Origin of the sequence: Methylobacterium sp. DB0501 (genome assembly GCF_011043735.1) — a bacterium.
Taxonomy (GTDB): domain Bacteria; phylum Pseudomonadota; class Alphaproteobacteria; order Rhizobiales; family Beijerinckiaceae; genus Methylobacterium; species Methylobacterium alsaeris.
Genome location: NZ_JAAKGV010000023.1, coordinates 120,567 through 132,426 on the forward strand (window position 1 = coordinate 120,567; position 11,860 = coordinate 132,426).

Consider the following 11,860-nt stretch of genomic DNA (forward strand, 5'->3'; position numbering starts at 1 on the left):
CCATGGCCGCGACCGCAGGCATCCAGACTGCGCCGGAGCATAGCGCAGCTGCCCCGGGAGCGCCGCTGCCCGTGACCCTGGCCGAGGCCGTGCCGATCTGGGCGCGCATCGCCGCGCTCTCGTTCGGCGGGCCGGCCGGGCAGATCGCGGTCATGCATCGCATCCTCGTCGAGGAGCGGCGCTGGATCTCCGAGAACCGCTTCCTGCACGCCCTGAACTTTTGCACGCTGCTGCCTGGCCCCGAGGCGCAGCAACTCGCCACCTACGTCGGCTGGCTCATGCACGGCACCCGCGGCGGGCTCGTCGCCGGCGGGCTATTCGTCCTACCGGGCGTGCTCGCGATCATGGCGCTGAGCTGGGTCTACGCGCTCTACGGCAACGTCGGTTTCGTCGCCGGCCTATTCTTCGGCCTGAAGGCGGCGGTGCTGGCCATCGTGCTCCAGGCCGTGATCCGGATCGGCAAGCGGGCACTCAAGGGACCGGTCATGGTCGGCCTCGCGGCTGCGGCGTTCGTGGCCATCTTCTTCTTCGACGTGCCCTTCCCGCTGATCGTGCTCTGCGCGGGCGTCATCGGCTACCTCGGCGGCCGAGCCGGCCTGCCGCAGTTCAAGGCCGGAGGGCACGGGGGTGGTGGCAAGGTCGTCGAGGGCCCCTTCCTACTCGACGATCACGAGCTTCCGCAGGAGCGGGCCGCCGCCGGGCAAACGCTGCGGATACTGCTGACCTGGGGCGCTATCTGGCTAGTACCGGTCGCTGCCATCCTGCTCGCCGCCGGCCCGGACGACGTCTTCAGCCAAGTGGCGGTGTTCTTCTCGAAGATGGCGATGGTGACGTTCGGCGGGGCCTACGCGGTGCTCGCCTACGTGGCCCAGCAGGCGGTGGAGCATTACGGCTGGCTGAAGCCCGGCGAGATGCTCGACGGCCTCGGCATGGCCGAGACCACGCCCGGCCCGCTGATCATGGTCACCCAGTTCGTGGGCTTCCTCGCCGCCTACCGGGCGCCGGGAAGTCTGCCGCCGCTCCTGGCGGGGACGCTCGGCGGGCTGCTGACCACCTGGGTGACCTTCGCGCCGTGCTTCCTCTGGATCTTCGTGGGCGCCCCTTACGTTGAGCGGCTGCGCGGCAACCGGGCCTTGGCCGGCGCGCTCTCGGCTATCACCGCCGCGGTCGTCGGCGTGATCCTGAACCTCGCGGTCTGGTTCGCCCTGCACACCGTCTTCGCCGAGACGCGACCGTTCGCGGCCGGCCCTGTCCGGTTCGACGTGCCGGTCCCGTCAAGCCTCAACCCCTGGGCCCTCGCGTTGGCGGCCGCGGCGGTGCTGGCGGTGTTCCGGTGCAAGGTCGGCATGGTCCAGACGCTCGCGGCCTGCGCCGCTGCCGGCGTCGCCCTGCACTTGGGAGGTTTGGTGTGATGGGCACCGGGCGCCGCACCGCGGCGGTCATCCTTCTCGTCCTGGCGGCGGGTCCGGCACCCGCGGGCGAGGCGTTCCGGCGCCTGACCGCGTCCGAGATCCGGGCGCGCCTTGTCGGCAAGGAGGTCACCGACGAGGTGCACTGGGCCTACCGCTTCGAGCCGGGCGGCCGCTTGCACGTCGTGTCCCTCGGGCGGGCTCACACCGCGCGGTGGCGGATCGACAAGGACGAGCTCTGCCTGGAGGCCGTTCCCTGCGTCCAGGTCTGGATGGCCGGCAACCGCGTCGAGCTCCGGCGTGGCGACGGCACCCTGCCGGACGAGGGTGTGCTGCAGGCACCGGCACGCCGGTCCTGAGGACTTCGAACCGCAACCACAATCGAGGAGACGACCATGCGTCGCTTGCTTGCATCCATCGCCGTCCTGGGCACCCTCGCGACCGGCGCGTCGGCCGCGGAGCCCTGGCAGGACGCCATCGCCACCGGGCTGGGCAAGCCCGGGACCGCCATGCCGGGCGGGGTCTACCGCGTCGGCCTGCCCCGGACCGACCTGAAGGTCACCCTCGACGGCGTGCAGCTGAAGCCATCCCTCGCCCTTGGCTCCTGGCTCGCCTTCGTGCGGCACGGGGGCGGGAACGAGGTCATGGTGATGGGCGACCTCGTCCTAACCGAGGACGAAGTGAACCCGGTGATGAAGCGCCTCGTCGAGAACGGCGTCGAGATCACCGCCATCCACAACCACCTGCTGCGGGCCTCACCGAGCACCCTCTACATGCACGTCTCCGGGCAGGGCGAGCCCGGGAAGCTCGCCACGATCCTGGCGGGGGCGCTGGGCGCGAGCCGCACGCCCTTCGGCGGCGAGACCGCCGGCGGCTCCCCGCCGTCCGGGAAGACCGAACCGGCCTCGGCCGGCGAGGGACCGGTGCCGGCGAAGGCGACCGCGCCGGATCAGTCGCTCGACCTCGACACGGCGGCCATCGACGCCGCCATCGGGCGCAAAGGCAAGGTCAACGGCGGCGTCTACGCCGTGAGCGTGCCGCGCTCGGAGACCCCGAAGGACCACGGCATGGTCGTGCCCGAGGCCATGGGCTCGGCGATCGCCATCAACTTCCAGCCGACCGGCGGCGGCAAGGCGGCCATCACGGGCGACTTCGTGCTCACCGCCGACGAGGTGAACCCGGTGATCAAGGCGTTGCGGGCGAGCGGCATTGAGGTCACGGCGCTTCACAACCACATGCTCGACGACGAGCCGCGGCTGTTCTTCATGCACTTCTGGGCGAACGACGACGCGGGCAAGCTCGCCAAGGGCCTGCGCGACGCGCTCGACCAGGTGAAGGTCGCGAAGGGCTGATGCCAGGAGCATCGCCATGATGACGATGTCGGTGAACCTCAGGGGGCGGTGCCTCGCGGTCCTGGCGGCGGCTTCGGTCACCGTCTCACTTCCGGCGACGGTTCCGCCGGCGAACGCCGCCGGCTGCGAGGGCACGTCCTGCGCCCTGAATGCGGGCGGCCAGGGCGTCGGTGCCCCGGCGGTGCCGCCGGCCGCTTCGGTCGACATCCGCGAGAGGCGGTCGGGGGACCTGTACCGCGTCTGCCTCGCCGAGCGGGGCAAGGCGTCGGGCTGGTGCAGCGCCTACCTCATGGGTGTCGCCGATACGCTGGCGGCCTTCGGCGATGGCGGCGACAAGGCCGGGATCTGCGCCGTCGACTACACCATCGAGGCCCTGACCGAGGCGTATATGGCCTGGGCGCACGCCAACGAGGCCCTGCTCCAGACCGACATGCTGGCGGGGGCCAGCCTCGCCTTCCGGCAGTGCTGGCCCTGTGGGCGGTGAACCGGAGCGCGCCCGCCTCCCTCACGATCCGCGCCAGCAATGCTCCCGGTGCCAAAGATGACGGGTCCAGGCCAGCATCCCTTCAAGGTCGCCGTCGTCTGGCGGGGCGACGCCCGGGCGCGAGCCGAAGCGCGTCCGGAAACCAGCCGGTTCGCGGCGGTGTTCGCCGTCCTTGAGCGGCACGGGCTCGCCGGCGAGCCCGCCGTATGGGTGGAGGAGCTCGCCGATGACGTCCGGGCCCAGCTTATGGCGGTGGACGCCGTGTTGGTCTGGGTGAACCCAGTGACTGAGGACACCGGCGAGGACCGCAGAGCTCTCGACGCGGTGCTGCGGGAGGTGGCGGCCGCCGGGATCCTCGTCAGCTGTCATCCCGACGTAATCGACCGGATAGGCACGAAGGAGGTGCTGGTCCGGACGCGGGAGTTGGGTTGGGGCACGGATACGCACCTCTACGCCAGCCATGCCGCGCTCGCGGCGGAGTTCCCCGCGCGCGTCGCCGAGGGGCCGCGGGTGCTGAAGTGCAGCCGCGGCAACGGCGGCATCGGCGTCTGGAAGGTAGAGCGCGCCGCGGGTCCCGACGTGCTGGTGCAGGAGGCGCGCGACCGGAGCCGGCGCACGATGCCACTCGACGCGTTCCTGGCCGAGCGCGCCGCCGACTTCGCGGCGGGCGGCCCCCTCGTCGACCAGCCGTTCCAGGCGCGGCACCTGGAGGGGATGGTCCGCTGCTACGTGAGCGGTACGCGGGTGGCCGGGTTCGGTGCCCAGTACGTGACCGCGCTCGCCTCGCCCGAGCATGGACGGGCCCCACCGCGCCTCTATTCTGGGCCGGACGACGCGCGCTTCCAGCACCTGCGCGGCCTGATGGAAGCGGAATGGATACCTGAGATGACGCTTCTGCTCGGCTTGGTCCCGGACGACCTGCCGGTCGTCTGGGACGCCGACTTCCTGCTCGGGCCGAAGGGCGCCGCCGGCGAGGACACTTACGTGCTCTGCGAGATCAACGCGAGCTCGGTTTACCCCATTCCAGACGAGGCGCACGACACCCTGGCCGCGACGCTGCGACATCGATTGGACGATGCCCACCGACCGGTGGAGCGGGACGCGGCCTTCGGAGGCTGACCGGAACCGGTTGTTAGCCTGGAAACAGCCTTGGAATACCGGATCGCTCCTCGTTTCATAGCGTACCCTTATGCGAATGGGCGGCCGCTGCCGTCACGGTGAACGTCCGCTATGGAGTGGCGTCCGCGGCTTCGTGAATGACCGGGATGGGCGCAAAGCAGCCAGAGGAGCCGTCCAGCACACGTCCGCTATCGGGATCCGAAGGGCTACGTGTGAACGATGGCGTTTGGTCGCAATCAGTCCGTCCGCATTTGCGTCAGCAAATCCCATTACGGCCGGCGGCTCTCAAAGATTGTCATCCGCTCCAACAAGAGCATGTCCGGAATGGCGTTTTTTTAGGCAACACGTCCGACCGTAGCTGACGCTTTGTCCGAGGCAGAGGTAATCGGCCCTTCCGGGGTTTGGATAGGTACCCATGCCTCTCCCGAGGCGGCATCCGCGACGGGCGTCGCGGATGTGTTTCCTCAGGCGCCACCGCCGATGGTATGACATCGGCGGTGACCCGGATCCTCGGGCTATGCCGACCGGCGGCGCAGGTCAGCGATCCGGGCGTTCAGCACGGCGCGCAACTCTTGCACCTCGACATAGGCGGCCTCGGCCTTCTCGAAGGCGGACAATCCGTCCTTTTGGATTTCCTGGGTCAGCGCCTCGATGCGCCGGACCGCGGTCAGGAAGCTCGGCGTCTCGGGTGAGCGGGTCTTGGACATGGTCAATCTCCTGGTCGCAGATCAGTTGTATGTGACGAAGGTCGGCACGACCCGGACGAAGATCGTCCCGTCGCGGAAGTGCAGGAACAGCGGCATGTGGGACTTGAGCTCGCGATAGCGCTCGATGACGAGGCCGGTGTCGGCCGCCGTCACCAGCGCCCAACCCGGCTCCCAGGCCGGGTCGTCGTCATCCCCATCGCCGAAGCCGAGCACCTCGATGGGAGCGGCATATGGCTTGATCTCGGCTGTCGCGCCGGTCCCAACGCCAGCTGCCGCGGCAAGGCCGGTCAGCAGGCTGCGCTCAACGCCTCGATTGAGCTGTCGCAGCCGCCGATCGGCGAGTTCCGCGAGATCGCCGAGGCTCGCGGCGAAGCCCTGCAAGGCCCCCGCCAGGGCGATGCGCCCAGCCGCCTCCAGATTCTCCGCGAGGGCGGCGTCGAACGCCGCGAGCGCGCGCTCGGCTCGTACGCCGGTGGCCTCGACAAGCCGGCGCACCAGTATCGCCGCGGCCGTCGGGGTCGGCTCAGATCGCGCCGCGACCGCATCCAGGGCGGTGAGCGGCGTCCCGGCATGGCCGAGCCCTGCGATGACGTTCGGAGCCCCGGTGGCCGCGCGCACGGTCGCGTAGGCGTTGAGGGCCTGGAAGCCCTCGACCGGACCGCCCCCTCGGCAGACCAGGGTCGCCGATAGGCCGTGCTCGCGGTGCAGCTCGCCCGCTCGGCCGAACGCCTCGCTCAACGAGTGCTCCGCCGACGGTCCCTCGAACATCGCGTAGATCCGGTGGAGCCGGATCAGGCCGTTCTCCTCCAGTGGGCGCAGGACGTGCTCGACGTCGCGACGGGCATCGCCGAACTCGGCGGCGATCAGCGCGATGTGGCGCGGATCCTCGGGCACCTCCCAGGTCCCCGGGCCTAAGCGGCGCCCCTCGCGCCTCAGGCGCTGCAGCGTCCTCTCCCGCTGGATCTCGCCCTCGACCGGCACCGCGCCGACCGAGATCACAGCGATGACCCTGGCTTGTACCCCGGCACCGCGCCCGTAGCGCTGACGCAGGCTGGTTTGCAGCCGGAGCACGACGGTCCTGTTGACCAAGGCCGCCGGATCGAGGGCGTCGCCGATCGCATCCCGGCAGGCGGCGAGGTCGGCAGCGGCGAGCCGAACCTTGAGCCGGGGCGGCTCGAGGCTACTGCTTGGATCGGCCTCGCCGAGCAGGAGCAGGTGTCCGTCGGACCCGAGGGGTGCGACGGTCAGGACGCTGGCCCGCACCGTGTGCTCGCCTCGCAGGCGTTGGCGCAGCCAGCCGAGCAGATCGCGGAGCTCGCGGATCTCGTCGGCGACCCGGGTCGCCCCTGCGTCGTCCAGCGGGATAGGAGGAGGACGGGCATCGCCCGGTTCAGCCGGGGGTACAGGCCCCCCGTGGGTCTTAGGAAAGAATCTGTGGTGTCGCATCGTGTCGTTCGCTGAGGTCGGGATGGGGCAGTGGTCCGGCGGCCAGCATGCCGGCGGCCGGATCGTCGAGGGTGGCGTCAGTCGAACAGCGGCCCGGGCTTGCCGTGCGGCGTCTTCGCCTTGCGCGTGGGCTTGGGGATCGCCTCGATCAGTTCGGCGATCGCATCGAGCCGCGCCCGGTCGGCCAGCCGCAGCTCCTGCCGGAGGATGCCGGCGAGGAAGGCCAGGATCTCGTCCGGGTGATCGAAACAGCGGTGGGCCAAGCCGTCGAGCAGCGTCGGCGACGACGCGCGGCGCGTGATCACCGGCACCGGCAAAACGGCGACCTGACGCATCAGCCCGTCGTCCGACAGCTCGCGGAACGCGAACCCACAGCCCGGGTCCACGACCACCACGTCCAGGGAACCCCACTCGTACTGATCGATCGCACAATCGAACGCATGCCGAAGCGCGGCGACCGAGCCCGGCTGCTCGAACGCGATCGGATGTCGGATCAACTCGATGGCGCCCTGATCCCACCAATGGGCGAGGGCATTGACCAGCGGGTGCTGAGCGCCGTCATCCGGCTCGATTAGGAACACCCGCCGGAGCCGGCGCGGGACCGGCAGGTCGTGCTGCCGGACCCACAAATAGTCGGCTTCCAGGCCATCCCGAACCACAGCGTCCTGCTCGGCCCATCCCGTCAGGAAGGCGTCGCGCACGAAGCCGGCGACCCCCGCGGTGAGGTTGCCCAGCGGCTCGGCCACGAAGGTCAGCTTGAGTTCGTGTTCGCCGATGATCGCACCGGGATCGAGCAGGATGCCGGTCGCGTCCTGGATCTCGCGGATGAGGTCGCCGGAGAGGAAGGCGTGAAGCCTTCCGGTACGGTCAGGATCGACAGGTTGGAGTTCGAGGGTAAGGCCGTCCTTGTGCCGGCGCGGGCGCTCGACCCGTGCGCGCACCCGCAAGCCCGGCGACTCGTGCGGGCGGCCGGGCTCGTTCGCGCCGGTGGGCGCGTCATGATCTGTATCTGTCATTTGTGATGTCCATCGTCAGGGGAAGGGGCGAAGGCGCCTCACCGACCGTCCAGCGAGCGCTGTCCGAGCGCCGCGTTCTGCCGTCCCCGTCCTCCTTGGGCTTTTGGGGCGAAGGGCCTTCGCCTGATCTGCTGTGATTGGACTGCTTTCCCCTCCGCTCCCGCAGCCGCAGAGGCTCGGGAGCGCGTCGCCTTTCGCTTGATTATGTTCTTCTAAGTTTGCTGTGTTTCGACTTGCTTCAGGCTCCCCGATCGGGCCGCAACGCCGACGATCCGAGCGCTCAAGGCTCGCAAGGGGTCGAGCGTCAGCGATAGGAAGAGCGTGAACTCGTCGGGCGATAACCGCACCTCCGCGGCGCGCTCCAGGCGTCCACGAAAGGTCGCAAATGCGGGCGGACAGCTTTCCGTCCTGGCTCGGATGAAATCGCTGCAGTTCGTGGGGGAAACTGCCTCGGTATGGGCCCGTATGATCGGCGCGAGCGCGCACCCAGAGCCTCGCCAGCTCGAGATCGCAGCCAGCCTCGTTCTCGCCGGCGGGCATGTCGTAGGTTGTGATCTCTTCGTGTTCGTGAGGAAGAGAGCACAGATGCCTCGCCGCCCTCCGTCGTCGCATTACTCCCGGTGTTCGCGAACTGTCTTTGCTTCACCCCGCCTCGGTTCTCGTCTCATCGATCTCGGCACGATCAGCCCCCGGGCTCTCGGGCGGCAACGCTCTGTCAGTGAACGTCTTTCAGGCTCAAAGCGATAACCGACGTAGGGTTGGGAGTGATAACCGACGTCTATCCAATTTTGGTGATATCCCACGTGACGGCGACCACCTCGATCCTAAGTCCGAGCGGAGGGGCGCCGGCTGAGCCCAACTACTCGAACTTCTGCCGTTGTTCGAAAGCAGGATATCTTACGGCGTCGTACCCCAGGCCCCGCTGTCGGATCAGGACGATCCGACAGCTCCTTGCCTCGTCTTCGCAGCGCTCGCAGCAACAGGTGCCTGGCCCGGCCTTGCCTTCCGGCTTCGGTATCCCGCAATCTAAGCCTCAGGCACGAGAGGCAGCGACCAGCGGCCAATCATATCTGCTGATCAGCCAAACACTCCAATCGACGATCCATTCACTCATCCAGTCGTCGTTCTCGGCGAAAGCCTCCGCGAAGGCGTCCTCCTGAGCGTCGTCATGGAATGCAAGCGCCGCGCGCACGTCGTCCAGGCATAGGTACCCGCACGCCACCATCTCAAGGCCCGCGTGGATCAGGTCGGCACGATCCTGCATCAGCACGGCCATCACATCGCGGCGCAAACGCTCGCAGAGTACCGCGTCGGTTAAGACTAGCAGGGCGTCCTCGTCGAGTCCGGCCAGAACCTTGAGCGGGCTCTTCTTCGTACGCCCCTCCCTGTACGCGACGACCGGATTTCTCCTATCCGCCTCTTGGCCGTCAGAGAGCTTGTGCTGGCGAAGCCAGAGGTCGGCAGTAAGCGCGTCCCAGGCATCCATCGGTTCCTTCAGGTCGCCGGGATCAGGCGGCCAGCTGGACATGAATTCGGAGGCATCGTGTATGGTCCAGCAATCGAGGGTCTGGGCTCCAGGTAAGAATGGGAGATCCCAGCACGGGTGATCGGCCAGAATCTTCGCGGGCGGGCGTCCGCGGAAGCCGAGGTCGAACGGCTTTTCGCCATAAACCTTTAGCTCCGGTGGCAGTAAGGTAAGGTCGCGACACGCTCGGCGGGCTTCCCGGAAGGCACCGGACGCGAACACCGCGGGCAGCGCTTGCACGAGATCGGGATCTGTCAACGGCATCGGACCATCGATCCGCGCCTTCCAGATCGCCAAGTCGAGGCCAGCAATCTGAGCGACTGCGCGCAGGATGGGGCGCATTTGGTCGTTGAGATGCTCTCGAACTGCGAGACGGCGCGCCTCGTCCGAGAATTCGGGCGTCATGCGATGCTGTGCCGACCGGTCGACGTCAGCGACCGCGACGTCGGGCCGATCTGACGTCACGTTGACGACCTCAGGGACCTGCGCTCCCATCAGGGACAGGCGGAAGCGCTGGCGGACGAGGTCGTGGCGGATGTGGCCGAGGAGCGTGGCGATGGTCGCTGGGTCGTGACGGCTATCCCGATCGGAGGAGGGATGGAGGGTGTATCGTGCGTCGTCCATGATCGTCGGTTCCCGATAGTCATGCTGAGAGGTTGCCAGCCGAGGGGCGTGGCGGCGGGGGGATGGCGGCCGGGGCGGTCTTCGCCCGGCTTCGGAGGATGAAGGGCTCACGACGCTCCGCTACTGGTGCGCTGTGATGCTGAGATGCCTCGACGCCAAAGCGTCATGGACTTGGAGCATCGTGACGCCGTGGCATCACGATGCTCTTGCTGGAGAGGCGAGCACGCTCAGCTCGTGTCTTGAGAGGTCGGCGATGGCAGGTGGCCACTTTCGCGCAGGACGGCCTCCGCGCCCTCGACGAGGAGATCGTTCACCTTGCAATCGCGTGCGAGGGCGACCTCTTTCAGGCGCCGTAACGTTGCGGCCGGCAGGTAGACCGACGTGCGCCGCGTAGGTGCCGGAGCACGGCCTGAGGACGGGACGCCACGATGCCCCCCGGTGAGCATCCGATCTTTCGAGTCAGCTTCGATGCCGGTTGATGCTTCGACAAGATCGTCTAAGTCGCTGAGCAGGGAGAGGCGCTTCGAAGGGCGTTGGGTCGGCTTGCTCATCGATGGGTTTGCTCCAAGCGTCGCTCGGTCCAAGCCCACAGGGCGCGGATCTCAGCGGCGGCCTTGCCAGCCGACGCGAACTCGGTGACGCCCTGCCCGCCCAGCAGCGCGTCCTGACAGTCCACGCGCTGCGTCAGTGGAGGCTCTGCGAGATGCCCCCAGCGCCGCAGGCGCGCGGCATAAGCGGCGGTGCGCGCTTGCCCTTGAGTGGGGCACTGCGTGAGCAGGAGCGCCACGCGTCCGGCGAGGCCGATCTGACCGAGCGCGCGAAGCGTGGGCTCGGTCGCCATCAAGTCGAGTAGACTTGGCCGCGCTGGGACGAGAACAAGGCCGGCGGAGCGCATGGCGAGATTGGCCGCGGGGCTTAGGGATCCCGCGGTGTCAAGGATGATGAGGTCGAAACCGCGCCGCTCGAGTGCGGCGAGGATCTTCGGCAACTGCTCGACGCGTTCGAGCCCGAGATGATCGACGGCCGGATCGTCAACCTCGCGCCGGGCGGCCCATGCGGCGAGCGAGCCCTGCGGGTCGAGGTCCAGGGCGGCCACGCGTCGTCCGGCCTGTTGGGCGGCGACAGCCAGATTGACTGCGGTGGTAGTTTTGCCGGTACCGCCCTTCTGTCCGGCGATGGCGACCGTGTCCATCAGCGTCGCCCTCCGCAAGAGGGGGCTATGGCATCAAGGCGCCATGGCGTTTCGGCGTCGCGGTGCCATGGCCTTATGGCATCGCGACGCCATCCCATCGAAGCGCCCCAGCGCCTCGGCATCGCAGCGCCAGAACGCCGTGACGCTACGGCGTTACGATGCTTCGCTCGACGATTCCCGTTTTCTGCGAAAATTCGGCAGCGCGGCTCCTGCCTGCCAAGGATATGATGCGATCTCTTCATCTCAGTCTCCGATCCCGCGACCACCTCGTCCGCCTCGCCCGTTCCGCGAGGACGTGAGGCTTGGCCGGACGCCTTCGTCCTTGCTCATCGCCGCCCCCTTCACGCCCTTGACTGCCCAGGCAGGCACGCTCGGCGGCGGTGTCTCGGTCGAGGAGGCGGGAGGAGGTGCCACGCGCACCGCAGTTCGGCTTGCATCGACGGCGCGCTCGGATGCCGCGAGAAGAGAAGGTTCTGACCGGGGCTGATCCTTCATGGCAGGCAGATCATCATGCTGATCCGAAGCGATTGGCGGCCCGGCCGCGACGTGCTCCCGGATGAGGCTTGGGATCTCGGATTGCGGCTCGGCCCCGCAATCCTGGACCGGATCCAATTCTGATGGATGCAAAGTGGGATTGAGTGAACGTGGCCCTGGTGAACCAGCTCGGACGGAAGCTATTGCCTCGACTGTGATTAGGCGTGGAATAAGGACCCCGTTTCCGGGGTGATCGGCGTCCAAACGGGCCCCCCAGGATACTTCATCCAGACTGCCTCCCGCACTCGGAACGGGAGGCTCGCGGAGGATGTTGGTCGTGGAGACGGTCGCGAAGATCCGCCGCGCGTACTTCGTGCAGCATAAGCCGATCAAGCAGATCTGCCGGGAGCTGAAGCTCTCCCGCAAGGTCGTCAGGAAGGTGATCCGCTCGGAGGCAACCGCCTTCCGCTACACCCGCAGCGTCCAGCCTGCACCCAAGCTCGGGCCCTGGC

At 68.2% G+C, this 11,860-nt stretch carries 11 protein-coding genes and 1 pseudogene; 6 read left to right on the plus strand and 6 right to left on the minus strand.

Going from position 1 to position 11,860, the window contains the following annotated elements:
• The first annotated feature begins 2 nt into the window (after positions 1-2).
• From chrA to G4G93_RS28470, 5 genes are read left to right on the plus strand one after another with little or no spacing between them, the layout of a single operon-like run.
• The gene (chrA, locus tag G4G93_RS28450) at positions 3-1,412 is read left to right on the plus strand and encodes a chromate efflux transporter (protein ID WP_024830183.1); all 1,410 of its coding nucleotides are present in this window, start codon (positions 3-5) and stop codon (positions 1,410-1,412) included.
• Entirely contained in the window at positions 1,412-1,768 is a 357-nt protein-coding gene (locus G4G93_RS28455) for a hypothetical protein (protein WP_024830184.1), read from the plus strand. The genes chrA and G4G93_RS28455 overlap by 1 nt, the downstream gene beginning before the upstream one ends.
• Positions 1,769-1,804: 36 nt before the next feature.
• Positions 1,805-2,761: a DUF1259 domain-containing protein gene (locus G4G93_RS28460; RefSeq protein WP_024830185.1), complete on the plus strand. Its 957-nt coding sequence runs from the start codon at positions 1,805-1,807 to the stop codon at positions 2,759-2,761.
• Positions 2,762-2,777: 16 nt separating this feature from the next.
• On the plus strand, positions 2,778-3,245 hold the full coding sequence (locus tag G4G93_RS28465; protein ID WP_024830186.1) for a Rap1a/Tai family immunity protein: 468 nt from the start codon (positions 2,778-2,780) through the stop codon (positions 3,243-3,245).
• Positions 3,246-3,302: 57 nt separating this feature from the next.
• Positions 3,303-4,364 carry a Cj0069 family protein gene (locus G4G93_RS28470; RefSeq protein WP_024830187.1) on the plus strand — a complete coding sequence of 354 codons (1,062 nt, stop codon included), beginning with the start codon at positions 3,303-3,305 and terminating at the stop codon, positions 4,362-4,364.
• A gap of 515 nt (positions 4,365-4,879) precedes the next feature.
• Here the strand turns inward: G4G93_RS28470 and G4G93_RS28475 are convergent.
• From G4G93_RS28475 to G4G93_RS28500, 6 genes are all read right to left on the minus strand, one after another.
• Positions 4,880-5,071, minus strand: a complete 192-nt coding sequence (locus tag G4G93_RS28475; RefSeq protein ID WP_024830188.1) for a hypothetical protein — start codon at positions 5,069-5,071, stop codon at positions 4,880-4,882.
• A 21-nt stretch (positions 5,072-5,092) separates the two neighbouring features.
• Positions 5,093-6,334, minus strand: a complete 1,242-nt coding sequence (locus G4G93_RS28480; RefSeq protein WP_244936174.1) for an exodeoxyribonuclease VII large subunit — start codon at positions 6,332-6,334, stop codon at positions 5,093-5,095.
• A 260-nt stretch (positions 6,335-6,594) separates the two neighbouring features.
• Positions 6,595-7,533: a hypothetical protein gene (locus G4G93_RS28485; protein ID WP_024830190.1), complete on the minus strand. Its 939-nt coding sequence runs from the start codon at positions 7,531-7,533 to the stop codon at positions 6,595-6,597.
• A 1,033-nt stretch (positions 7,534-8,566) separates the two neighbouring features.
• Entirely contained in the window at positions 8,567-9,682 is a 1,116-nt protein-coding gene (locus G4G93_RS28490) for a hypothetical protein (RefSeq protein WP_024830191.1), read from the minus strand.
• Positions 9,683-9,909: 227 nt separating this feature from the next.
• Positions 9,910-10,233 carry a hypothetical protein gene (locus tag G4G93_RS28495; RefSeq protein ID WP_123834324.1) on the minus strand — a complete coding sequence of 108 codons (324 nt, stop codon included), beginning with the start codon at positions 10,231-10,233 and terminating at the stop codon, positions 9,910-9,912.
• The gene (locus G4G93_RS28500; protein WP_024830192.1) at positions 10,230-10,874 is read right to left on the minus strand and encodes a ParA family protein; all 645 of its coding nucleotides are present in this window, start codon (positions 10,872-10,874) and stop codon (positions 10,230-10,232) included. Before G4G93_RS28500 ends, G4G93_RS28495 begins: the two co-directional genes overlap by 4 nt.
• Before the next feature lie 802 nt (positions 10,875-11,676).
• Between G4G93_RS28500 and G4G93_RS28505 the strand changes: the two are divergent.
• A pseudogene (locus G4G93_RS28505) lies at positions 11,677-11,860 on the plus strand (IS21 family transposase); the annotation flags it as partial.

Bases quoted from the DNA above. Each gene is read 5' to 3' on its own strand.
- G4G93_RS28455 (WP_024830184.1), top strand. From the start codon at position 1,412: ATGGGCACCGGGCGCCGCACCGCGGCGGTCATCCTTCTCGTCCTGGCG.
- G4G93_RS28475 (WP_024830188.1), bottom strand. From the start codon at position 5,071: ATGTCCAAGACCCGCTCACCCGAGACGCCGAGCTTCCTGACCGCGGTC.
- G4G93_RS28485 (WP_024830190.1), bottom strand. From the start codon at position 7,533: ATGACAGATACAGATCATGACGCGCCCACCGGCGCGAACGAGCCCGGC.
- G4G93_RS28465 (WP_024830186.1), top strand. From the start codon at position 2,778: ATGATGACGATGTCGGTGAACCTCAGGGGGCGGTGCCTCGCGGTCCTG.
- G4G93_RS28460 (WP_024830185.1), top strand. From the start codon at position 1,805: ATGCGTCGCTTGCTTGCATCCATCGCCGTCCTGGGCACCCTCGCGACC.
- G4G93_RS28490 (WP_024830191.1), bottom strand. From the start codon at position 9,682: ATGGACGACGCACGATACACCCTCCATCCCTCCTCCGATCGGGATAGC.
- chrA (WP_024830183.1), top strand. From the start codon at position 3: ATGGCCGCGACCGCAGGCATCCAGACTGCGCCGGAGCATAGCGCAGCT.
- G4G93_RS28500 (WP_024830192.1), bottom strand. From the start codon at position 10,874: ATGGACACGGTCGCCATCGCCGGACAGAAGGGCGGTACCGGCAAAACT.
- G4G93_RS28495 (WP_123834324.1), bottom strand. From the start codon at position 10,233: ATGAGCAAGCCGACCCAACGCCCTTCGAAGCGCCTCTCCCTGCTCAGC.
- G4G93_RS28470 (WP_024830187.1), top strand. From the start codon at position 3,303: ATGACGGGTCCAGGCCAGCATCCCTTCAAGGTCGCCGTCGTCTGGCGG.